Annotated in this window: 17 protein-coding genes; 1 reads left to right on the plus strand and 16 read right to left on the minus strand. The window is 67.8% G+C overall.

Going from position 1 to position 19,827, the window contains the following annotated elements; all coding sequences use genetic code 11:
* Nucleotides 1-27: 27 nt before the first annotated feature.
* The 8 genes from C5E06_RS11025 to C5E06_RS11060 all read right to left on the minus strand — a co-directional run bounded on the left by C5E06_RS11025 (nucleotide 28) and on the right by C5E06_RS11060 (nucleotide 8,418).
* Entirely contained in the window at nucleotides 28-1,806 is a 1,779-nt protein-coding gene (locus C5E06_RS11025) for a proline--tRNA ligase (protein WP_181062953.1), read from the minus strand.
* Between the two features lie 84 nt (nucleotides 1,807-1,890).
* Nucleotides 1,891-2,613 (minus strand): tetratricopeptide repeat protein, encoded by a 723-nt coding sequence (locus tag C5E06_RS11030; protein WP_146080509.1) that lies wholly within the window; start codon nucleotides 2,611-2,613, stop codon nucleotides 1,891-1,893.
* Entirely contained in the window at nucleotides 2,610-3,596 is a 987-nt protein-coding gene (locus tag C5E06_RS11035; protein WP_104241479.1) for a VWA domain-containing protein, read from the minus strand. Before C5E06_RS11035 ends, C5E06_RS11030 begins: the two co-directional genes overlap by 4 nt.
* Nucleotides 3,593-4,588, minus strand: a complete 996-nt coding sequence (locus tag C5E06_RS11040) for a VWA domain-containing protein (RefSeq protein WP_146080508.1) — start codon at nucleotides 4,586-4,588, stop codon at nucleotides 3,593-3,595. Before C5E06_RS11040 ends, C5E06_RS11035 begins: the two co-directional genes overlap by 4 nt.
* Nucleotides 4,579-5,067, minus strand: coding sequence for a hypothetical protein (locus tag C5E06_RS11045; protein WP_104241481.1), 489 nt, complete (start codon nucleotides 5,065-5,067; stop codon nucleotides 4,579-4,581). The genes C5E06_RS11040 and C5E06_RS11045 overlap by 10 nt, the downstream gene beginning before the upstream one ends.
* Nucleotides 5,054-5,950, minus strand: a complete 897-nt coding sequence (locus C5E06_RS11050) for a DUF58 domain-containing protein (protein WP_104306889.1) — start codon at nucleotides 5,948-5,950, stop codon at nucleotides 5,054-5,056. Before C5E06_RS11050 ends, C5E06_RS11045 begins: the two co-directional genes overlap by 14 nt.
* A gap of 2 nt (nucleotides 5,951-5,952) precedes the next feature.
* Nucleotides 5,953-6,957, minus strand: coding sequence for an AAA family ATPase (locus C5E06_RS11055; protein WP_374953233.1), 1,005 nt, complete (start codon nucleotides 6,955-6,957; stop codon nucleotides 5,953-5,955).
* Nucleotides 6,958-7,080: 123 nt separating this feature from the next.
* Nucleotides 7,081-8,418, minus strand: a complete 1,338-nt coding sequence (locus C5E06_RS11060) for an RIP metalloprotease (RefSeq protein ID WP_104241483.1) — start codon at nucleotides 8,416-8,418, stop codon at nucleotides 7,081-7,083.
* A 111-nt stretch (nucleotides 8,419-8,529) separates the two neighbouring features.
* Between C5E06_RS11060 and C5E06_RS11065 the strand changes: the two genes are divergently transcribed.
* On the plus strand, nucleotides 8,530-9,543 hold the full coding sequence (locus tag C5E06_RS11065; protein WP_104306890.1) for an asparaginase: 1,014 nt from the start codon (nucleotides 8,530-8,532) through the stop codon (nucleotides 9,541-9,543).
* Here C5E06_RS11065 and C5E06_RS11070 read toward each other — a convergent pair.
* The 8 genes from C5E06_RS11070 to atpA all read right to left on the minus strand — a co-directional run bounded on the left by C5E06_RS11070 (nucleotide 9,509) and on the right by atpA (nucleotide 19,802).
* Nucleotides 9,509-12,352 carry an FtsK/SpoIIIE domain-containing protein gene (locus C5E06_RS11070; protein WP_181062954.1) on the minus strand — a complete coding sequence of 948 codons (2,844 nt, stop codon included), beginning with the start codon at nucleotides 12,350-12,352 and terminating at the stop codon, nucleotides 9,509-9,511. The genes C5E06_RS11065 and C5E06_RS11070 overlap by 35 nt on opposite strands.
* A gap of 124 nt (nucleotides 12,353-12,476) precedes the next feature.
* Nucleotides 12,477-13,592 carry a DUF4192 family protein gene (locus C5E06_RS11075; protein WP_104306892.1) on the minus strand — a complete coding sequence of 372 codons (1,116 nt, stop codon included), beginning with the start codon at nucleotides 13,590-13,592 and terminating at the stop codon, nucleotides 12,477-12,479.
* A gap of 156 nt (nucleotides 13,593-13,748) precedes the next feature.
* Nucleotides 13,749-14,474 (minus strand): DUF5684 domain-containing protein, encoded by a 726-nt coding sequence (locus tag C5E06_RS19320; protein ID WP_181062955.1) that lies wholly within the window; start codon nucleotides 14,472-14,474, stop codon nucleotides 13,749-13,751.
* Nucleotides 14,475-14,645: 171 nt separating this feature from the next.
* Complete coding sequence (locus tag C5E06_RS11085) at nucleotides 14,646-15,461, minus strand: YaaA family protein (protein ID WP_104306893.1); 816 nt, start codon at nucleotides 15,459-15,461, stop codon at nucleotides 14,646-14,648.
* The gene (locus C5E06_RS11090; RefSeq protein WP_104241488.1) at nucleotides 15,458-15,736 is read right to left on the minus strand and encodes a F0F1 ATP synthase subunit epsilon; all 279 of its coding nucleotides are present in this window, start codon (nucleotides 15,734-15,736) and stop codon (nucleotides 15,458-15,460) included. The genes C5E06_RS11085 and C5E06_RS11090 overlap by 4 nt, the downstream gene beginning before the upstream one ends.
* 2 nt (nucleotides 15,737-15,738) lie before the next feature.
* Nucleotides 15,739-17,205 carry a F0F1 ATP synthase subunit beta gene (atpD, locus tag C5E06_RS11095; RefSeq protein ID WP_104241489.1) on the minus strand — a complete coding sequence of 489 codons (1,467 nt, stop codon included), beginning with the start codon at nucleotides 17,203-17,205 and terminating at the stop codon, nucleotides 15,739-15,741.
* Between the two features lie 30 nt (nucleotides 17,206-17,235).
* A complete protein-coding gene (locus C5E06_RS11100; RefSeq protein WP_104241490.1) occupies nucleotides 17,236-18,138 on the minus strand; it encodes a F0F1 ATP synthase subunit gamma in 903 nt (300 codons plus the stop codon).
* 38 nt (nucleotides 18,139-18,176) lie between these two features.
* Nucleotides 18,177-19,802 carry a F0F1 ATP synthase subunit alpha gene (gene atpA, locus C5E06_RS11105; RefSeq protein ID WP_104241491.1) on the minus strand — a complete coding sequence of 542 codons (1,626 nt, stop codon included), beginning with the start codon at nucleotides 19,800-19,802 and terminating at the stop codon, nucleotides 18,177-18,179.
* Nucleotides 19,803-19,827 lie beyond the last annotated feature (25 nt).

The raw sequence follows: 19,827 nt of genomic DNA on the forward strand, positions 1-19,827 counted from the left end.
GAGCGGAGGCCCCATCCCGCAGTGAGCTCAGTTGCCGCGCTTGGACAGCAGCAGTTCGAGCACGTCGTCCTTGGAGACCGCGTCGCGCTCGTTCGTCCGGCGGTTCCAGAGCTCGACCTGCCCGTCGACTGCGCCCTTGCCCGCGATGACGATCCACGGCACGCCGAGCAGCTCGGCGTCACCGAACTTCACGCCGGGCGAGACCTTCTTGCGATCGTCGTAGAGCACGTCGAGACCAGCGGCATCGAACGCGGCCGAGAGCTCCTCCGCCACGGCGAAGGGCTCCTCGTTGCGTCCCGTCGCGACGATCTGCACATCGAACGGGGCCACCTGCTCCGGCCAGATCAGGCCACGGTCGTCGTGGTTCGCCTCTGCGATGAGCGCGAGGTTGCGGGTCACTCCGATGCCGTATGAGCCCATCGTCACGGTCGTGAGCTTGCCTTGCTCGTTGAGCACCTTGAGCCCGAGCGCCTCCGCGTACTTGCGGCCGAGCTGGAAGACGTGCCCGATCTCGGTGCCGCGTGCCGTCGTGATGGGGCCGCTGCCGTCGGGAGCCTGGTCGCCATCGCGCACCTCGGCTGCTCCGACCCGCGCATCTGCCGTGAAGTCGCGCCCGACGACCAGCGAGTGCACGTGCTTGCCCGCGATGTTCGCGCCGGTGATCCAGGTCGATCCCTCGGCGACCGTCTCGTCGAGGAAGTAGGCGAGGCCCGTGCTCGACTCCTCGCCGAGCACCGGCCCCTGGGCAGCCCATGGGCCGATGTAGCCGCGAACGAGACCGGGGTGCTTCGCGAAGTCCTCGGCTGTCGCGGCTTCCACCTCGGCCGGCTGCAGTGCGGTCTCGAGGCGCTTGAGGTCGAGCTCTCGATCACCGGGGATGCCGACGACGACGACGTCTCGGGTGCCATCCGTGTTCAGGCGCGCGATGACGACGTTCTTGAGCGTGTCCGCGGCGGTCCAGTCGCGGCCGTCGACCTTCGGCACGGTCTCGTTCGCATGCGCGACGAGCGTCGCGATGGTCGGCGTATCCGGCGAGTCGAAGACCGTGGCAGGGCCGGCGGAGCCCGCATTGATCGGCGCAGGGGTCGGCGCCGCGTAGGCCTCGACGTTGGCCGCGTACCCGCCAGGCGAGCGCACGAAGGTGTCCTCCCCGACGGGTGTCGGGTGCAGGAACTCCTCGCTGCGCGAGCCGCCCATGGCTCCAGCGTTGGCCGCGACGATGACGTACTCGAGGCCGAGGCGGTCGAAGATGCGCTCGTAGGCATCCCGCTGCGCCTGGTAGCTCACGTCCAGCCCGGCATCATCGATGTCGAACGAGTAGGCGTCCTTCATCGTGAACTCGCGGCCGCGCAGCAGGCCGGCGCGGGGCCGTGCCTCGTCGCGGTACTTGTCCTGGATCTGGTAGATCGCGAGGGGCAGATCCTTGTAGGACGAGTAGAGATCCTTGACCGCGAGGGTGAAGGCCTCCTCGTGGGTGGGCGCCAGCACGAGCGGTGCGCCCTTCCGGTCCTCGAGACGGAAGATGCCGTCGCCGAAGTCGTCGAGGCGCCCGGTGGCCTCGTAGAAGTCCGCGGGCAGAATCCCCGGGAAGTGGACCTCCTGGGCGCCGGCGGCTTCCATCTCCTCGCGGACGATCTGCTCGATGCGCCGCTTCACCTTCAGGCCGAGCGGCAGCCACGCGAAGACGCCAGGCGCCTGACGACGGATGTAGCCGGCGCGGACGAGGAGCCTGTGGCTTGCGACCTCGGCGTCGACGGGGTCTTCGCGGAGGGTGCGGACAAAGAGCTTGGAGAGGCGAGTAGTCACCCGGCCAATGCTAGTCGTGCGCGAGGCAGTGCGCTGTCTCGTGGATCGAGGCCATGGCCACGCCGAAAGCGGCGCGGCCATGCCTCACCACGGCTTGTCGTACGACGAGTCGCCTTCGGTCTCGCCACGCTCCTGGTCGAGCTCATCCTGCCGATCCTGCTGGTTCTGCTCCAGCTTCTCCTCGAGCTCGGTCATCTCGGGCGACTGCGTCGACTCCGGGGGCTCCTCCCCCTCGTTCGGCTCCTGCGCCTCGGACTGCTCCTGCAGCTTCTGCTGGATGCGCTCGGTCGACTCGGTCGTCGGAGGCTCGAACTCGGTGGAGGCGCAGCTCGGGTCACGCGCATCCACGACGGCAAGCGCCTCCTGCCAGAGGGCGACGGCGCCGGCCTTGTCGTCTGCCGCAAGCCGCGCGTCGCCCAGGCGTTCGATCGTGATCGCGAGGTTGGCGCGGATCGGGCACTGCTGAGGCGGCTCGGCCATCGGGAGCGCTGTCTCGAGCTCGCTCCGAGCCTCATCGAGCAGCCCCAGTTGCAGCATCGAGGTGCCCGTGTTGTATGGGGCCTTCCAGCCCTCGAGGATGTTGACGAACTTCTGCTGCTGCGCCGAGTTCATGCTGCCCTCGTAGTCGCCCTCCGAGTAGAGGGATACCGTCCGATCAGCGATCACCGACATGCTGATGAGCTTCGTCGCGAACGCGGCCGCGAGGAGCGCGAACGGGATGCTGAACACGATGAAGCGTCGACGGCGCTTCACGGCTCTGGCCGCGTCCGGAACCGCAGATCGCGGTGTCCTGGTGCGTCGACTCATGCGGAACCTCCCCTTGCCCTGCTCAGTTCGATGAAGTGGCGAATGGACTCCCAGACGTCCCGAAGCAGCAGGAGGAACGCCGCTGCCGCGAGCATCCAGTAGACCTCGAACGCCGTCTCCGCGCTCCCGCCCGTCTGCGTCACCCGGCTGCTGTCGATATCGGCGGCCACGACCTCGGTACCCGGTTCGCGGATCTCGAGCGGCACCACGAGATCGTCGGCGATGGTCTGCAGAGCTGCCGGGTCGATGACCGAGAGCGCCTGCTGGCCCTGCGCATCCACGATGTAGCTCGGCTCGCCGGTGTCCAGCGTGCCTGCGGTCTCCTTCATCGGACCACCCGCCTCCGTCCCGTAGCCGAGGACCGCACCCCCGGCGAGATACCCGGCAAGCCCTCGGAAGGACTCCGGCTCGGTGTCGGCGGTCTGCTCGCCGTCGCCCAGGTAGTAGACGATGCGTGCCCGCTCGGGTTCAGCCTCAGCCGCGGCCTTGAGGACGTCCTCGACCAGCGGCTCCGCGATGGAGATGGAGCTGCCACGCGAGTACTGCGTCACCTCAGGACGAAGCGTCTGCACAAGCGAGTCGAGCGCCGTCGTATCCGCGGTGAACGGCAGTCGCTGCACGGCGGCAGCATCGAAGGTGACCACCCCGAAGCGCGCGCCCTCGTGAGCTGCCGCGAGTGCCGAGATGTCCGCCTTCGCCCCGTCGAGCCTCGGCGCGCCGTCCCAGTCCTCAGCGACCATGCTCGCCGTCGTGTCGACGACGAACAGCACGTCCACGTCGCTCTCGAGGTTCGGCGCCGAGGCGCTCCCGATGCCCGGACGGAACGCCGCGAGCACGACGAGCGCGCACGCAGCGAGCCGGAGCGCCCAGTTGATTCGCCGACGTCGGTCTGCCGCCCGGACGAGCGCGAAGACGCAGAAGCCGAGCAGCGCCATGCCGAGCAGGACCAGGACAAACGCGGGGAGGATCGGATTCCAGGTCATAGTCGGAGCCTCCAGGCGAGCACGACGTAGATGGACGCGAATACCAGCATGAGCATGAGCCACACATTCGGCCGGTCGGTGATGAGCAGCTGGGGCTGACCGACCATGAGCGAGGTCTGCTCGCTCGTGATCTGGTCGACGATGCCGGACACGCTCGCAGGATCGGTGAGCTTGAAATAGCTCCCGTCCGCCTGCAGGACCGTCGTCCGGAACTGGTCAGCGAACGCGTCCTCGAACTGGTTCGCGTCGAGCGCGTAGATCGTGATGCCACGCGCCTCGGTGTACTCCGCCGCCTCTGGGAACGAGACGAGCGGATCCCCGTTGACGGCGTTGTCCGTCGCGAAGATGATCGACCGCGACCTGCCGTCATCGGCCGCCGGATCGAACTCGCCGAAGGTCATGGCACAGGACGCGAGTCCGTCTCCCACGAGCGACGCGCCGGCCGCACTCTGCGTGCCCTGGGCAAACGAGTACTCGGCGTTGGACCCGCCCGAGGCGGACTCCATCTCATCGCGGACCTGCTGCAGCTGCGTCTCGACGAAGGCATAGTCATCGGTCAGGGGGAAGAGCTGAACCGCGGTTGCATCCCACAGCATGAGCGACATCCGCTCCCCGTCGAAGCCGGGGAGCATCTCGAGGTACCGGTCGAGGACCTCGACGTCGTACTCCACCATCGAGCCCGAGATGTCGAGGCAGAGCACGATGTCCCTGTTGAACTTCTCCGGGGACTCGACGCGCTGGTAGACCCAGCGGCCCGCTGCGACGCTCGTGACCGCCAGGAGGATCGCGAGCACGACACCGACCGCGGTCATGAGGCTCGAGTACCGAGCCACCGCGCGACGATAGGCGGGGAGCCTCGTGAGACGCCGGGAGTTCGCGACCGGGATCGCGTTGGCCTGCCCTTTCCTCCGCATCCTCCACCAGGCGAGACCCGCGACGATCGCCGCGGCGGCGATCAGGGAGAGACTCAGCCACCACATCGCTACCGCCATGTCGCGATCACCTCCCGTGCCGCCGCCACGCCGGCCTCAGCACCGCTCGGATCGTGCGCCCCGAAGACCATCGGGTAATACTGGCCGACGGTGTGGGAGACACCGCGCAGCTCCGTGCGCCTGAGGTCGGTGAGCGTCATCTTGTCTGCCGGCACGGTCGAGACAGCTGCGACGAAGCCGCGGACCAGCACGCTCAGCTCGGCGTGGGCTCGGCGGGGCGTGAGTTCCCCCGCTGCCGCCCTCGAAGCCACCTCGTCCACACGCTCCAGGTACTCCTGCTGCAGCGCGCGCACGGGAGGCCTGGCCGGCGGGAGCACTGGCGCGGCCTTGGGCGGCCGAGGACGCGTCAGGTACACGACGAGGAAGTAGTAGGCGACGATGGCCGCGAGGATCAGGAACCCGAGCACCAGCCAGAACTGGGCGTAGTCGATGACGGGGATGACGGTCCCCTCTGGCGGTTGCACATCAGCGGCGAACATTCGCCCTCGCTTTCAGGAGAGCCAGGAGAACCGGAGCGACCTGCTGCTCGCTCGCGACCTCGGCGTAGGAGACCGCGTTCGCCTCGAACGTCTGCTCCATCTCGATGGTGCGCTTCTGCTCCGCGTACTCGAATTCTCGCTCGAGCAGCCGGTCGCCGCCGAAGAGGCTCGGCATGGCCCAGTTGCCCTCGACGTCGAAGGCCAGCTCTCCGCGCCTCCCTCGGAGGTGCGGCTCGGCATCCGTGATCTGCAGCCAGACGATCTCGTGCTGCGCAGCAAGGCGACGGACGAGGGCCGCTCGCTCGTCGTCCCAGTCGAACTCGTCGGCGATGACGACGAGGAGCGCCCGATGACGAACCGTGAGGCGGACCCGCTCGAGGATGGCGTTCATATCGCTCGTGGCCGCCCCGAGGCCCACGCCGTCGTAGACCGCGTGCAGCATCCGCTCGAGGGCCGACGACGTGCTGCGGAACGGCAGCTGCCTGATGCCGTCAGAGCTGCCCGTGACGAGCCCCACCTCGTCGCCGTGCCGGATGGCGAGGTAGCCGAGGATGCCGAGGGCGGAGACGAGCACCTCGCGCTTCGGCTCGCCGCTCGCAGAGAGCGCGGCCATGTTGCGCCCGCCATCGACCGCGAAGAGCACCCGGTGCCGCCGCTCGGCGACGTAGCGCTTCACGAGCGGCTGACCGGTCCTCGCGCTCGCCTTCCAGTCGATGTCCTTGATCTCGTCACCCGGGACGTACTCCCGAAGGTCATCGAAGTCCATGCTCCGCCCACGCAGGTGCGACGAGTACTGACCATCGAGCATGTGCAGCACGCGCCGTCGCGCGTGCAGGAACATCTTCGACTTGACCTTCGAGAGGAGGGGTCGCTCGCTTGCCATGGTCACGGAGTGCGGACAGCCCCGAGCACGGCGTCGATGATCTGCTCGACGCGCACACCCGTGGCATCCGCCTCGAAGCCCAGGATGATGCGGTGGCGGAGGATGCGGTGCGCGAGCCTGCGCACGTCCTCGGGGACCACATGGTCGCGCCCCTGCAGCAGCGCGACGGCTCGCGCGCCCTTGGCGAAGTTGATCGAGGCGCGTGGCGAGGCGCCGACTTCGACGAGGCGTGCGAGCTCCGGTGCGATGTACTCGCCCGCGTGGCGCGTGACGTAGACGAGGCCGACGATGTACTCGGTGATCGCCTTGTCCACGTAGACGCGGGAGGTGAGATCCTGCAGGCGAGTGACGTCCTGCAGATCGACAGCGGCGGGCTCGCCGTGATCGAACACCCCCTCGTCGATGCGCCTCAGGATCTCGGACTCCTCTGCCGGATTCGGGTACTCGAGCACGTCCTTGAGCATGAACCGGTCGAGCTGCGCCTCTGGCAGGACGTAGGTTCCCTCTTGCTCGATCGGGTTCTGCGTCGCGATCACCAGGAACGGGTCTGGCAGCGGGTAGAGCGTGCCGCCGATGGTCGTCTGTCGCTCCTGCATGGCCTCGAGCATGGCCGACTGGGTCTTGGCGCTCGAGCGATTGATCTCGTCGAGGAGCACGAAGTTCGCGTGGACGGGCCCGAGCTGCGTCGAGAAGCGGTGCTCCGCCGCGTCGTAGATCTGGGTGCCGACGATGTCGGACGGGAGCAGATCGGGGGTGCACTGGATGCGGCTGAAGGAACCGCGCACCGACTGCGCGAGCGTCTGCGCCGCCGTCGTCTTCGCGAGGCCGGGGACGGATTCCAGCAGGACGTGTCCGCCCGACATGAGCCCGACCAGCAGCGTCTCGCGGAGCTGCGTCTGCCCGACGACCTTGTGGGCGAAGGCCCGCGAGACGGCGCCGATGGACCTGCCCGCCTCCTGGAGCTCCTGCTGGCTGAGCTTGAGCTGCTGACCGCCGACAATCGTCACGGATCCTTCTTCCTGCGGCGGGGTCTGCCTGCCGACTCTTGTGATCTCGCCTCGTGCACTTCAGTGTTTTCCAAGGGAAAGCGTAATGATCTCGCCCGGCCCCCGCGTTCAGCTCTCCGGAGGCTACTCGAACAGCCGGATCGGATTGACGATGTCAACGTAGATGAACAGCGCGCTCATCGCCATGAGGCACCCCGCGATGACCAAGGTCACAGGCAGGAGCTTGGCGGTGTCGAATGGGCCGGGGTCTGGGCGTCCGAAGAGCTTCGCGAGGCGACGACGGATCCCGTCGATGAGCGCTGCGAGCACGTGGCCGCCGTCGAGCGGCGGCAACGGAACCAGGTTGATGACGCCGAGCGCGATGTTGACGGATGCGACCAGCTGCACGATCGTCGCGACCCTGTCCACGACCGGGATGCTCGTCTCGGCGGCCACCTCGCCCGTGATGCGGCCGACTCCGACGACGCTCATGGGCCCGTTCGGGTCTCGTTCGGCGCCGCCGAATCCGGCGTTCCACATCTCGACGATGCGCTCCGGCATGGTGATGAGGAAGTTCCCGACGGCGCGCACGTTCGCCTCTGCCATCGTGAACGCGTAGAGCGGCGACTGACGAGTGCGCTCCTGCGTTGGAGTGATGCCGACGAACCCGACCTCCTCGGTCACGTAGGAGCCGTCCGCGGCTTCGACGCGCGCGCCCGTCAGCTCGTCGAGCTCGTAGACGGTGTTCACTCGGGGGGTGAGCTCGAGCTGCAGCTGCTCGCCGGCCCGCTCGACGCCCAGCGAGATCGACGCACCCGGACTCACTCGGATCGCGTCCTGCAGCACGTCCCAGCTGTCGGCAGGCACACCGTCGACGCTCGTGATCGTGTCCCCGGGCATGAGCCCGGCCTCGAACGCTGGCGCGGGCGTCTCGCAGGGCTCGCCCTCGGCCGGCGCCACCGCACCGGCGGCGACGACGCACTCGTAGACCGAGCCGACCGTGGTCGACGGCTGGTAGAGACCGAACCCCGAGCACACGATCATGAACCCGAGGATCGCGATGACGAAGTTCATGGCGGGCCCGCCGACCATGATGACGATGCGCTTCCAGACGGGCAGAGACGCGTACGTGCGCCCCTCCTCCCCGGGTTCGACTCCCTCGGCGGAAGCCAGCCTGGCGTCGTCGATCATGCTCGACATGAACCCGGTGCCACCCGTGCGCGCGGCCTCGCCGGCCCTCGCTGGCGGGTACATGCCGATCATCGCGACGTAGCCGCCGAGCGGGATCGCCTTGACTCCATACTCCGTCTCGCCGCGTCGACGGGAGAACAGCGTCGGCCCGAAGCCGATCATGTACTGCGTGACCCGCACGCCGAAGCGCTTGGCTGGCACGAGATGGCCCACTTCGTGCAACGCGATCGACGCCGCGAGGCCGATGACTGCGGCCAGCACGCCGACGATGAAGAGCAAGACAGATTCCACGGAGGTCAAGCGTAGACCTGCTGAGCCGTCCTCTTGCTGTCGATCCGCCTTGGTCGCCGGGCCGGGGGCTGCCCTCGATGCGGGCCACGCACCCCGTAGGCTTGCCCGATCATGAGCCAAGCATCAACCCTGCCGGCTGAAGCCGCCGTCGAACTCGCCATCGTCACTCGATCAGGCTTCGTGGAATCCAGGCACATCGGAGCCGCGGTGGTCACGAATGCGGATGCGACGCTCCGGGCCGAGCTCGGCGACGGGCACCAGCCTGTGTTCCCTCGATCGACCCTCAAGCTGTTCCAGGCGCAGACTGCCCTGGCGCTCGGCGCACAGCTGACGGATGAGCAGACGGCGATCGCATGCGGGAGCCACTCGGGCTCCCCGGCTCACGTCGCGCACGTGCGCGAGATCCTCCACGCCTCGGGCCTCGACGACCGCGCGCTCGCATGTCCGGCTTCCTGGCCGAGAGACCGCGCCTCGAGGGACGCCCTCGTTCGAGCGGGCGAGGCATCGGCGGCCGTGTACATGGAGTGCAGCGGCAAGCACGCCGCCATGCTGGCTGCCTGCGTGGCGCAGGGCTGGCCGGTCGAGGGCTACCTCGCCGCCGAGCATCCTCTGCAGCTCGCCATCAAGGACACGATCGAGCGGATGACCCGGGAACGCCCGAGCGCGGTGGGGATCGATGGCTGCGGCGCGCCGGTCTTCGCCGTGACCCTCGTCGGGTTGGCGTCCGCCGCGAGCCGCCTCGCCACGTCGAGCGCAGCTTCTCCGTTCCCGCTGTTCAAGGCAGCCGCGTCCGTCTGGCGTTCGGTCCTCGCGAACGGCTGGCTCATCGAGGGCCACGAACGGCCGAACTCGATCGTCGTGTCGGAGTTGGGCGTCCTGGCGAAGTCCGGCGCCGAGGGTGTGCTCCTCATGGCCGCCCCCGACGGCACGGCAGTCGCCATGAAGATGCTCGACGGCTCAAACCGCGCCAGCACGCTCGTCGGCCTGCAGCTGCTCGTGGCGGCTGGGGCGGCCGATGTGACCCGTGTGCAGCAGCTGCTGCCGCGCCTCGGCCTCGAGGTCCTGGGTGGGGGCGTGCTCGTCGGCGAGATCATGGTGGGGTCGGCGGTCCCGACGAGTCTCTAGCCGGAGGGGCACTGGGCCCGTCCAGGCGTGCCTCTTCGTCAGTCCAGCGAATGCGGGTCATGTCACCGCTGCGACCTCGGAGGACGGCGCCCCGCCGGGCATCGAGGACCGGTGGCGGCAGCGGATCACCCCGCAGCAGCGTGCGATGCTCCCCCGTGCTCAGACCTGAGAGCAGGACCGGATGCTCCGCGGCCAGTCGCGACAGCAGCCCGAACTGCGCCTGCCACTCGTCGACGACGCCGAGCACGGCCCGCCTGTTCGCGGCATCCGCGTTCGGCGCCTGCATCGGTCCGGCGCCAGGTGCGCGGTCACCCAGCCAGGCGTCGAGAGTCGTGCAGGCGAAGCCCCGTGCCTCGAGGATGCGGCGAAGGGGCTCAATACGGCGCGCAGCAACCAGCAGGTTCTCCGTGTCGGACAGCGCAAGGGCATCTCGAGGGTCTCCTGCGTGGTCGGAGTGCCCTCGAAGTGCGCGGAGGGGTCGAGTCGAACGCGCGACCTGGCAGGGAAGACCGTGCCAGTTCGCTCGCCCCGGTCCGGCATGGCTGCGGTGATCTGAGGGCTCTCCCCCTGCCATGACGTAGGCGGCGCGATCGCCGCCGACCAGACGCAGCGTCTGAGCTGCGGCAGCCACCAGCACCGAAGCATGACCCGTTGCTCTGCTCGCGGTGAACACGACGGCGGGGAACCCGGTGGCTGAGCGGCGAAGGAGCAGCGTCAATCGCTCGGCGAAGGCGGAGCGATACGGCTCGTCGACCTGCGACAGGAACAGGTCGACGTCATCGGCGAGGAGCAGCCCGTGGCGAGACGTGAGCTCGGGGCTCCAGAGCTGGTCCCAAGCCGTCTCGGGATCAACGCTGAGCACGACGACAGCCGGGGATCCGGCGCCGAGCTCGGTCCGTGCTGTCTCGGCGAGCATCGCAAGGCATCCGGTCTTGCCCGTGCGCGGCCCGCCGATGACCAGCATCGCCCCGAGCTCCGGAGAGAAGACGGCGGTCGGCTGACGTCGGAGCTCCGTGTCGTCCGCGATACCGAAAGCGAGACCCCGTCCGCTGGGTTCATCGAAGGTGCCGGACGCATCGAGGGTGCTCGGCTCCTCAAGTGCGCTGGCGGCGATCTCCGCCGGCAGGGCCGGGAGCCAGGGAGGCCGCGGGAGCGTCCCGCCGAGATGCGCCTCGCGCTCTGCGCAGGCTCGGATGCAGGCCGCGATCGTGTCCGGTGAGGATCGCTGCACCTGCACCCGTGCCACCCCGTCTCCCGCCACGAAGATCGCAACTCCAGGCGTCGATGCGGGGAGGTCGGCGGCGGCCCCGCTGCCGATGACGGCCGTGCTGTCGGCCTCGGCGATGACGCGCAGGCTGATGCGGATGCTGCAGTTCGCGAGCGTCGCGCCCCTGACCGCGGACGCTGGCTGCTGCGCGCAGAGGATGAGGTGGACGCCGAGGCTTCTCCCGCGCGCGGAGATGTCGGAGAACACCGCTTGGAGCTCGGCATCCGAGTCGACGAGCGCCTGGTACTCGTCGACGACGACGACGAGCCTGGCAAGGCTCGGCAGCTCGCCCACATGCTTCGCACCGGCAGCACGGAGAGCCCGCTCACGGAAGCGGATCTCGGCGCTCAGACTCGTTGCCGCCCGCCGCGCCTCGTGGTCGTCGAGGTCCGTGACCACGCCCACACAGTGCGGGAGGGCGGCGATCGGGTCGAAGGTCGCACCGCCCTTGAAGTCGAAGCAGAGCACCTGCACGTCACGAGTGGACCTCGTGGCCGTCATCGCGAGGACCCAGGTGACCAGCAGCTCGCTCTTGCCGGACCCGGTCGTCCCGCCGACAACGGCGTGGGGACCGGCCGCGACGAGGTCGACCTGGAACGCCACACCGTTCCGGGTGCCGATCTGCGCTGCCAGCGATGCGTGATGGGGCACCCTCCGGAGGCGAAGCGTCGAGGCTGCGGCGGCGGCATCACCGTCGGGGCCCTCGATCAGCTGGCCGGACTCGCACGGCGCTCTTCGCTGGGCGAAGGCGCGCAGCTCCTCGACGGTGACCAGCTCCGGTCGAACCGTCAGAGACTGACCGTCAGCGAGCTCCACGCTCGCCCGAGTCGGGCTCAGCATCCGGATGCGGACCTCGCGGCGCGGTGTGCGCGGACGCGGTGAGGGGCCAGAGGCACTGGCACGGGGGTCGAAGTCGGTGCCGAAGTCGAGGAGCATCCCGGGGCCGTGATCCGCCGCGAGGACAGGGCGCCAGCCCCCTCGGAGCCCTCGGATCTCGCCGTTCAATGCCTCCCCAACCTCGCCGGCGCCGATGGCGACGCGGCCGGCGGCACGCTGGAGCAGCAGCGCGCGACTGACCGCGAGCATCAGGTGCGGGTTGCCGGTGAGCCTGACCCTCTCGCTGTCGGCCAGGATGGGAGCGTCCTCGAGGACGAGGAACGGCTCGAGGCGCGCGTGCGCCTCGTCGGGCAGCTCGCGGAGCTCTCCCTGGATCTTGAACCGGGCCCGCACACACCCGAAGCCCAGGTTCAGCTGGGACTCCCGGGCAGCTGATCCACCCGAGATGAGCGCCCGAGCCCCAGGCGCGGAACGATGGAGTTCTCGGAGGTCGTGCCGAGCGAGCACCCGGGCCTCCCGCACGCAGACATCGAGTTCGCTCTCGAAGACCGCCTGAGCTCGCCCGTGCTCTGCTCGCGACTGACGTCTCGACTCCGCATAGCTGGCCACCGCCATCACTGGCCCGAGAAAAGCGAAGGCCAGCATCACGGGCGAGGACAGCAGCGCCCAGAGGACAAGCGCGACGACAACCGGTGCAAGAGCCATGAGCGCTGGAAAGACAACCGTGCGTTCACCGGGGACGATGGTCGGCAGGTGGACGACTCCGTCTGCCGGGGCGGATCGGTCGGCTGGTGCAAATCGGTCGGCTGGCGTGGTGCCGACCAGTCCGCTAGCCCTCACGCCAGGCCGCAGACCCGCCTTCGGTCTCGGTCTCGGTCTCGGTCTCGGTCTCGGTCTCGGTGAGCCAATCATGGACATCCGAGAGCCATGGTGGCAGCACGCAGCGCTCGACAAGCCAGACGACGCTCGCGCCCACCCGGTCATCAGGGCATCGACCAAGAGCACGCCGAGCAAAGGCCGCCCCGGCGCTCGCACGGCCCGAAGCCCATTCGAGCCAGGCGATCCCAGCGAGCAGACCCGGTTCATCGTCGAGGTCCACGAGTGCGCCGAGCTCGCGGAGGCAGGCGACAGCGGTGCGAACTCGTTCTCGCGAGAACGAAGGCAGCTGTGGCCCTGTGCTCTCCCCCGGCAGCAGGCTCGCCCAGATCGGCGCCAGCGACAGGAGCTCGTCTCGATCACCGAAGGCGACCGTCGTCAGCAGGAGCTCCGACGTCCGACGCCCGCGCAGCATGCAGAGCAGCCCTGCGAGCTGGGCGTCGCTCAGTCCGGAACGGCCGACCGCGGGCGTGAGCGCCGCGAGCCACCCCTTGCGCATCCCGGAGAAGTCGTCCTCGCCCTCGTGCACCTGGGCGTGCCGTTCGTCGGCCTCAGCGAACGCCCTCCTCCGTGCGGCGGGGGCTGATGCGATATCGGCGTGGATCGCCGGCTCTGCCGCCTCACGCCACGCATCCTGAGCGCCGAGCGCCCTCGGCCCGACATCACAGCAATCAGGATCATCGCAGCCGTACACGCCCCAGGCGTCCAACGCTCTGCAGAGGCAGAGGACGACCTCGATGCCAGCCCGGTCCCCGAACTCGACAAGCGCCTCTGCCAGCTCCGAGTGCGGCGGCGTCGGACCGCTGCCGAACGGGAGGTTCGGGCTGAAGACGAAGACCACGCGCTCGATGTTGCTGAGATACGCCAGGTGCCCGATCACGGCACTCGCGTACGGTGCTGCGTTGACCGCACGCGAGTTCGACAGACTGGGCAGGTCGAATCGCAGAACCACACCCCCTCGTCGGCCGCTGAGCGGGATGGCGACGAGCGATCCGATGGGCGAGTATCCCAGGAGCTTGGGGACCGCGTCGAGGATCTGCTTGGGCGTGCTGAGTCGAATCCGTTCCATAGGCAGAAGCTAGGCCCACGCCAGTCTGCCGCGATCTCCGAGACATCAGGCTGTGGAGAACGTCCCGAGTCGAGGCGCGGGGACACCGGAGTGACAAGAGCACGCCACGTGGAACCGAATCCACGTGGCGTGCTCGCTCAGACGACTGCGTGCGTATCAGTGCTGGGGCGGGTTCTGCTGTCCGTACGGCTGCTGGTTGCCCGGGTTCTGGCCGAGGGGCGGCTGCTGGGTCGGGGCCTGACCGTAGGGCTGCTGCGCGGGCGGCTGACCGTACCCCTGCTGGGTCGGAGCCTGACCATACGGCTGCTGGGCGGGCGGCTGACCGTACCCCTGCTGGGTCGGAGCCTGACCATACGGCTGCTGGGCAGGAGCCTGACCGTACCCCTGCTGAGCAGGAGCCTGACCGTATGGCTGCTGGACGGGAGCGCCCTGCTGCGGGTAGCCGACGGCACCCTGAGGCTGGCCGTAGGCCTGCGAGCCGAGGTTCATGAGTGCGGGGTTCCAGCGGGAGCTGTCGAACCCGACGATGGCGAACCAGACGATGGGCAGGAAGATGTAGAGGACGACCCACGCGCCGCCCTTGCCGAAGCCCTGTCCGATTCGGTACGCCGCGATGGCGAGCAGCACCACCAGGGCGATGTTCACACCGGGAATGAAACCGACGAGCACCCACCATCCGGGGAAGCCCGCTGCTTCGACGAAGGTCCACTGGTTGTAGAGGGGGACCCAGGCCTTCCAAGCCTCGATGCCCATCTTGGTGAACACCTTCGACATCAGCCACGAGGAGAGGGCGTAGGCGCCGAGGAGAATGACGAAGTAGAGCAGGATTCCTAGCGCGCCGATTCCTGCTGCGGTCTGATCGCCGTAGGAGAAGATTTCCATTGAGGAGTCACTTTCTGATATTCAGTCGACGTCTGCGTCGCGTGCTCGATGTGCACGCGAGTCAGCGTAGGCAGACTTGGTACAAAGTAGCGGCGTTTCGAGCCCCTTGTCGATGGGGAGACCTCCCCGGGGCCCGCAACCGCTCGCCTTTGCGAGCGAGGCGTGTCACCGTCAGAGGCCCTCGGGCACGATCAGGCGAGCGCATCCGGGCTCGGTGGGTTCAAGATCCCAACCGGCATCACGACAGAAGTCAGCCAGTTCGTGGGCATCCCGAATCGCGTCGGCTCGTTTCGCCTGCTCGGCGGCGAGGATGATGAGACCGCGCGTGAAGAGGCCCTTGCCGCGTTTGTTGAAATGGTTCAGCGAGCGAACCTCGCCGTCCGGAGTCCGGGAGACGACGTCGATGGTGACGTGTCGCTCGGCAGACTCCACCGGACCGAGCGCGGAGTAGGCCTTCGAGCGCAGATCGATCACGAGCCCCTTGTGCTCGGCGAGCGCCCGAGCTGTCGCCTGAGCCCAGCGATTCGCTGGGGCGACACCTCCGAGGCGCGACCCTGCGGACAGACGGTAGGCGGGGATGCCCTCTCCCCCGCCGACGAGCCCGAAGAGGGCCGAGTGAACGGCGACGTGGTGCGCGGCCCAGCCGAGCTGATGGTCACTCAGCGAGGAGGCGTCGAGGGCGTCGTACAGGACGCCGGTGTAGCGCAGCAGCGCCGTCATCCGGGGGCTGGAGCGCAGGCTGCGGTTGCGTTCCAGCTCCAGCGCGGCCTGCTTCTCCGAGATCTTCAACACCTTGCGGGCGGCATCCGCGTCGTGGGAGAGCTGCTGCAGCTCGCTGGCGGCGGCCTCTCGCACGTCCGAGAAGGTCGCGGCCCAGCTCAGTCCGCCTGCTTCCGGTGTCTGCACCAGATCGTCGCCGAACGCAGCGTTGCCGCCGTCCCGTTTGGTTTCGGACGGCGGCAACAGCAGCAGGAGACGTTCGGTCACTCCCCGGAGACGAGTTCAGCCTCGCCGGCGACGACCGTGACGACGTCGCTGTTCACCGAGAGGAACCCGCCCTCAGCGTTGGCGACGATCTTCGATCCGTCGGTGGTCGTGATGCGAACCTGGCCGGACCCCAGGGACGCGAGCATGGGCTCGTGGCCGGAGAGGATTCCGATCTCGCCTTCGGAGGTGCGAGCGACGACCATGGTCGCGCCGCCTTCCCAGACGAGCTTGGTTGCTTCGACGACCTTGACGGTCAGTTCGCCTTTGCCTGCCATGACTATGCGTTGTCCTTCTGCATCTGCGCCCACTTCTCCTCGACGTCGTTGATACCACCGACGTTGAAGAAGGCCTGCTCGGCGACGTGGTCGAAGTCACCCTTGGCGATGGCGTCGAACGACTCGATGGTCTCCTTGAGGGGAACCGTGGAGCCCTCGACACCGGTGAACTTCTTCGCCATGTAGGTGTTCTGCGAGAGGAACTGCTGGATGCGACGGGCGCGGGAGACGGTGATCTTGTCTTCCTCGGAGAGCTCGTCGACACCGAGGATCGCGATGATCTCCTGCAGTTCCTTGTTCTTCTGGAGGATCTGCTTGACCTCGGTCGCGACCCGGTAGTGGTCGGCGCCCAGGTAGCGCGGGTCGAGGATGCGGCTCGTCGAGGTGAGCGGGTCGATGGCCGGGTAGAGGCCCTTCGACGCGATCTCTCGCGAGAGCTCCGTCGTCGCGTCGAGGTGGGCGAACGTCGTCGCGGGAGCCGGGTCGGTGTAGTCGTCGGCAGGCACGTAGATCGCCTGCAGGGACGTGATCGAGTGGCCACGCGTCGACGTGATGCGCTCCTGGAGCACACCCATCTCGTCGGCGAGGTTCGGCTGGTAGCCGACGGCGGACGGCATGCGGCCGAGCAGCGTCGAGACCTCGGAACCCGCCTGCGTGAAGCGGAAGATGTTGTCGATGAAGAGGAGCACGTCCTGCTTCTGCACGTCACGGAAGTACTCAGCCATGGTGAGGGCCGAGAGGGCGACGCGGAGTCGCGTTCCCGGCGGCTCGTCCATCTGGCCGAACACAAGCGCGGTCTTGTCGAAGACGCCTGCTTCTTCCATCTCGTAGATGAGGTCGTTGCCCTCACGGGTGCGCTCGCCGACACCGGCGAAGACCGAGACGCCGCCGTGGTCCTGCGCGACTCGCTGGATCATCTCCTGGATGAGGACGGTCTTGCCGACGCCGGCTCCACCGAAGAGGCCGATCTTTCCACCCTGGACGTACGGGGTGAGGAGGTCGATGCTCTTGATGCCGGTCTCGAAAAGCTCGGTCTTGGACTCGAGCTGGTCGAAGGCCGGGGGCTCGCGGTGGATGGGCCAGCGCTCGGTGATCTCGTAGGGCTCTGAGAGCATCGTCTCGTTGAGCACTTCACCGGTTACGCTGAAGACCTTGCCCTTGGTGACGTCGCCGACGGGCACCGAGATCGGAGCTCCGGTGTCGCGAACTTCCTGGCCGCGGACGAGTCCGTCGGTGGGCTTGAGCGCGATGGCGCGGACGAGGTCGTCGCCCAGGTGCTGTGCGACCTCGAGCGTGAGCTTGAGCGACTGGTCGCCAAGGCTCACCTCGGTCTCGAGGGCGTGGTAGATGCCGGGGATGGCGTCATGCGGGAACTCGATGTCGACAACGGGACCCGTGACACGGGCGATCCGGCCGACACCGGCCGGAGCCGTCGTGTCTTCCCTGTCGGAGACGATGTGCGTCGTCATGTCTTGTCCTTTTCTTGCGTGTTCGCGCGGTTATGCGGTTGCGAGCGCGTCCGCGCCGCCCACGATCTCGGAAATCTGCTGCGTGATCTCTGCCTGGCGCGCGTTGTTCGCGAGCCTGGTGTAGTCGCGCACCAGGGTGTCTGCGTTGTCGGAAGCCGCGCTCATGGCGCGCTGGCGGGCAGCGTGCTCGGATGCGGCGGAGTGCAGCATGGCGTTGAAGAGGCGCGCCTGGATGTAGTCCGGAAGCAGTGCGTGAAGCACGGTCTCCGCATCCGGCTCGAACTCGTACAGCGGGAGCAGCGGGGCCTCGTCAGCTTCGGCGACGTCTTCGCTGTCGACGACCTCGAGCGGCAGGAGCCGGACGACGGTCGGCGTCTGCGTGACCATCGACTGGAACCGGTTGTAGACGTAGTGGATCTCCTCCACGCCACCCTCTTCGAACGGAATCGTGAACCGTTCGACGAGGGCTTCGCCCAGTTCCTTCGCGGTCTGGAAGACCGGAAGGTCGGTGGCACCCGTCCACTGCTTCTCGCTTGCACGCTTGCGGAAGGCGAAGTAGCCGACCGCCTTGCGCCCGACGAGGTAGTGGACAACTTCCTTGCCCTCGGCCTCGAGCGTGTTGGTGAGGCCCTCGGCCTCGCGCAGAACGCTCGAGGAGAAGGCTCCGTTGAGGCCTCGGTCGCTCGTGAAGACGACAACCGCGACGCGGCGGACCTCTTCGCGCTCGGTGACGAGGATGTGATCGATGTCCGTGTAGCTGGCGACTGCCGAGACTGCCTCGGTGATCGCCTGCGCGTACGGATTCGACTCGGCCATGCGTTTCCGCGCCTTGGTGATGCGCGAAGTGGCGATCAGCTCCATGGCGCGGGTGACCTTCTTCATCGTCTGGGCAGACTTGATCTTCTGCCGGTAGACCCGAAGTTGTGCTCCCATGCTTCTCCTGTGCTCGTCGTCGAAGTCGTCGAGGGCGCCTAGCGGCGCTTCTTGACGATCTTCTCCTGCTCGATCTCGTCAGCGGCGACCTGTTCGGCGCTAGCGACGAGCGGAGTTCCGTCGTTCTTGAGGTACGTCTTCGAGAAGCCGTCGACGCCTTCGGCCATGGCCTTCAGCGTGTCGTCCTCGAGCTTTCCGCTGTCGCGGAGGCGGGCGAGGACGTCGGTGTTGCGCTCGAGGTACTCGAGGAGCTCGTTCTCGAAGCGCAGGATCTCGTCGACCGGCACGAGATCGAGCTTGCCGTTCGTTCCAGCCCAGATCGCGACGACCTGCTGCTCGACGGGGTACGGCGAGTACTGCGGCTGCTTGAGGAGCTCAGTGAGGCGCGCTCCACGTTCGAGCTGACGGCGCGTCGTCGCGTCGAGGTCCGACGCGAACATCGCGAAGGCCTGCTGCGAGCGGTACTGCGCGAGCTCGAGCTTGAGCGTTCCCGAGACCTTCTTGATGTGCTTCTGCTGGGCGTCGCCACCGACTCGCGAGACCGAGATTCCGACGTCGACCGCTGGACGCTGGTTGGCGTTGAAGAGGTCGGACTGGAGGAAGATCTGGCCGTCCGTGATCGAGATCACGTTGGTCGGGATGTACGCCGAGACGTCGTTCGCCTTGGTCTCGATGATCGGAAGCCCGGTCATGGAGCCGGCACCCATCGCATCGGAGAGCTTGGCGCAACGCTCGAGGAGGCGGGAGTGCAGGTAGAACACGTCACCTGGGTAGGCCTCGCGTCCCGGCGGGCGACGCAGGAGGAGCGACACGGCGCGGTAGGCCTCAGCCTGCTTCGACAGGTCATCGAAGACGATCAGGACGTGCTTGCCCTCGTACATCCAGTGCTGGCCGATGGCCGAGCCCGTGTACGGGGCGAGGTACTTGAAGCCGGCGGGGTCCGAGGCGGGGGACGCCACGATCGTCGTGTACTCCATCGCGCCGGCGTCTTCCAGCGCGCCCTTGACGGAGGCGATGGTCGAGCCCTTCTGGCCGACGGCGACGTAGATGCAGCGAACCTGCTTGTTGACGTCTCCGGACTCCCAGTTGGCCTTCTGGTTGATGATCGCGTCGATCGCGATCGCCGTCTTGCCGGTCTGGCGGTCGCCGATGATGAGCTGACGCTGGCCACGGCCAACGGGGATCATCGCGTCGATGGCCTTGATGCCGGTCTCGAGCGGCTCGTGAACCGACTTGCGGTCCATGACGCCAGGCGCCTGGAGCTCCAGGGCGCGACGTCCGGACGTGGCGATCTCGCCGAGTCCGTCGATCGCGTTGCCGAGTGGGTCGACCACGCGGCCGAGGTAGCCCTCGCCGACGGGGACGGAGAGGACTTCGCCGGTGCGGCGGACTTCCATGCCTTCGACGATGCCCTGGAACTCGCCGAGGACGATGACGCCGATGCTGCTCTCGTCGAGGTTCTGTGCGAGACCGAGCGTTCCGTCTGCGAAGGTGATGAGCTCGTTGGCCATGACGCCAGGAAGACCCTCGACGTGCGCGATGCCGTCCGAGGCGTCAACCACGGTGCCGACCTCGGTCGCCGTGGCGCCTTCCGGACGGTATGAGGAAGCGAACTGCTGGAGAGCGTCGCGGATCTCATCCGGATTGATTGTGAGTTCTGACATGTTCTTCCCTTGTCGTCCGGGGCCT

It is taken from the genome of Pseudoclavibacter sp. RFBI5 (assembly GCF_002931395.1).
In the GTDB taxonomy this organism is placed as follows: Bacteria; Actinomycetota; Actinomycetes; order Actinomycetales; family Microbacteriaceae; genus Pseudoclavibacter.

Bases quoted from the DNA above. Each gene is read 5' to 3' on its own strand.
- C5E06_RS11030 (WP_146080509.1), bottom strand. From the start codon at position 2,613: ATGAGTCGACGCACCAGGACACCGCGATCTGCGGTTCCGGACGCGGCC.
- C5E06_RS11070 (WP_181062954.1), bottom strand. From the start codon at position 12,352: ATGGCTCTTGCACCGGTTGTCGTCGCGCTTGTCCTCTGGGCGCTGCTG.
- C5E06_RS11050 (WP_104306889.1), bottom strand. From the start codon at position 5,950: ATGGCAAGCGAGCGACCCCTCCTCTCGAAGGTCAAGTCGAAGATGTTC.
- C5E06_RS11090 (WP_104241488.1), bottom strand. From the start codon at position 15,736: ATGGCAGGCAAAGGCGAACTGACCGTCAAGGTCGTCGAAGCAACCAAG.
- C5E06_RS11100 (WP_104241490.1), bottom strand. From the start codon at position 18,138: ATGGGAGCACAACTTCGGGTCTACCGGCAGAAGATCAAGTCTGCCCAG.
- C5E06_RS11040 (WP_146080508.1), bottom strand. From the start codon at position 4,588: ATGGCGGTAGCGATGTGGTGGCTGAGTCTCTCCCTGATCGCCGCCGCG.
- C5E06_RS11065 (WP_104306890.1), top strand. From the start codon at position 8,530: ATGAGCCAAGCATCAACCCTGCCGGCTGAAGCCGCCGTCGAACTCGCC.
- C5E06_RS11045 (WP_104241481.1), bottom strand. From the start codon at position 5,067: ATGTTCGCCGCTGATGTGCAACCGCCAGAGGGGACCGTCATCCCCGTC.
- atpA (WP_104241491.1), bottom strand. From the start codon at position 19,802: ATGTCAGAACTCACAATCAATCCGGATGAGATCCGCGACGCTCTCCAG.
- atpD (WP_104241489.1), bottom strand. From the start codon at position 17,205: ATGACGACGCACATCGTCTCCGACAGGGAAGACACGACGGCTCCGGCC.
- C5E06_RS11075 (WP_104306892.1), bottom strand. From the start codon at position 13,592: ATGGAACGGATTCGACTCAGCACGCCCAAGCAGATCCTCGACGCGGTC.
- C5E06_RS19320 (WP_181062955.1), bottom strand. From the start codon at position 14,474: ATGGAAATCTTCTCCTACGGCGATCAGACCGCAGCAGGAATCGGCGCG.
- C5E06_RS11035 (WP_104241479.1), bottom strand. From the start codon at position 3,596: ATGACCTGGAATCCGATCCTCCCCGCGTTTGTCCTGGTCCTGCTCGGC.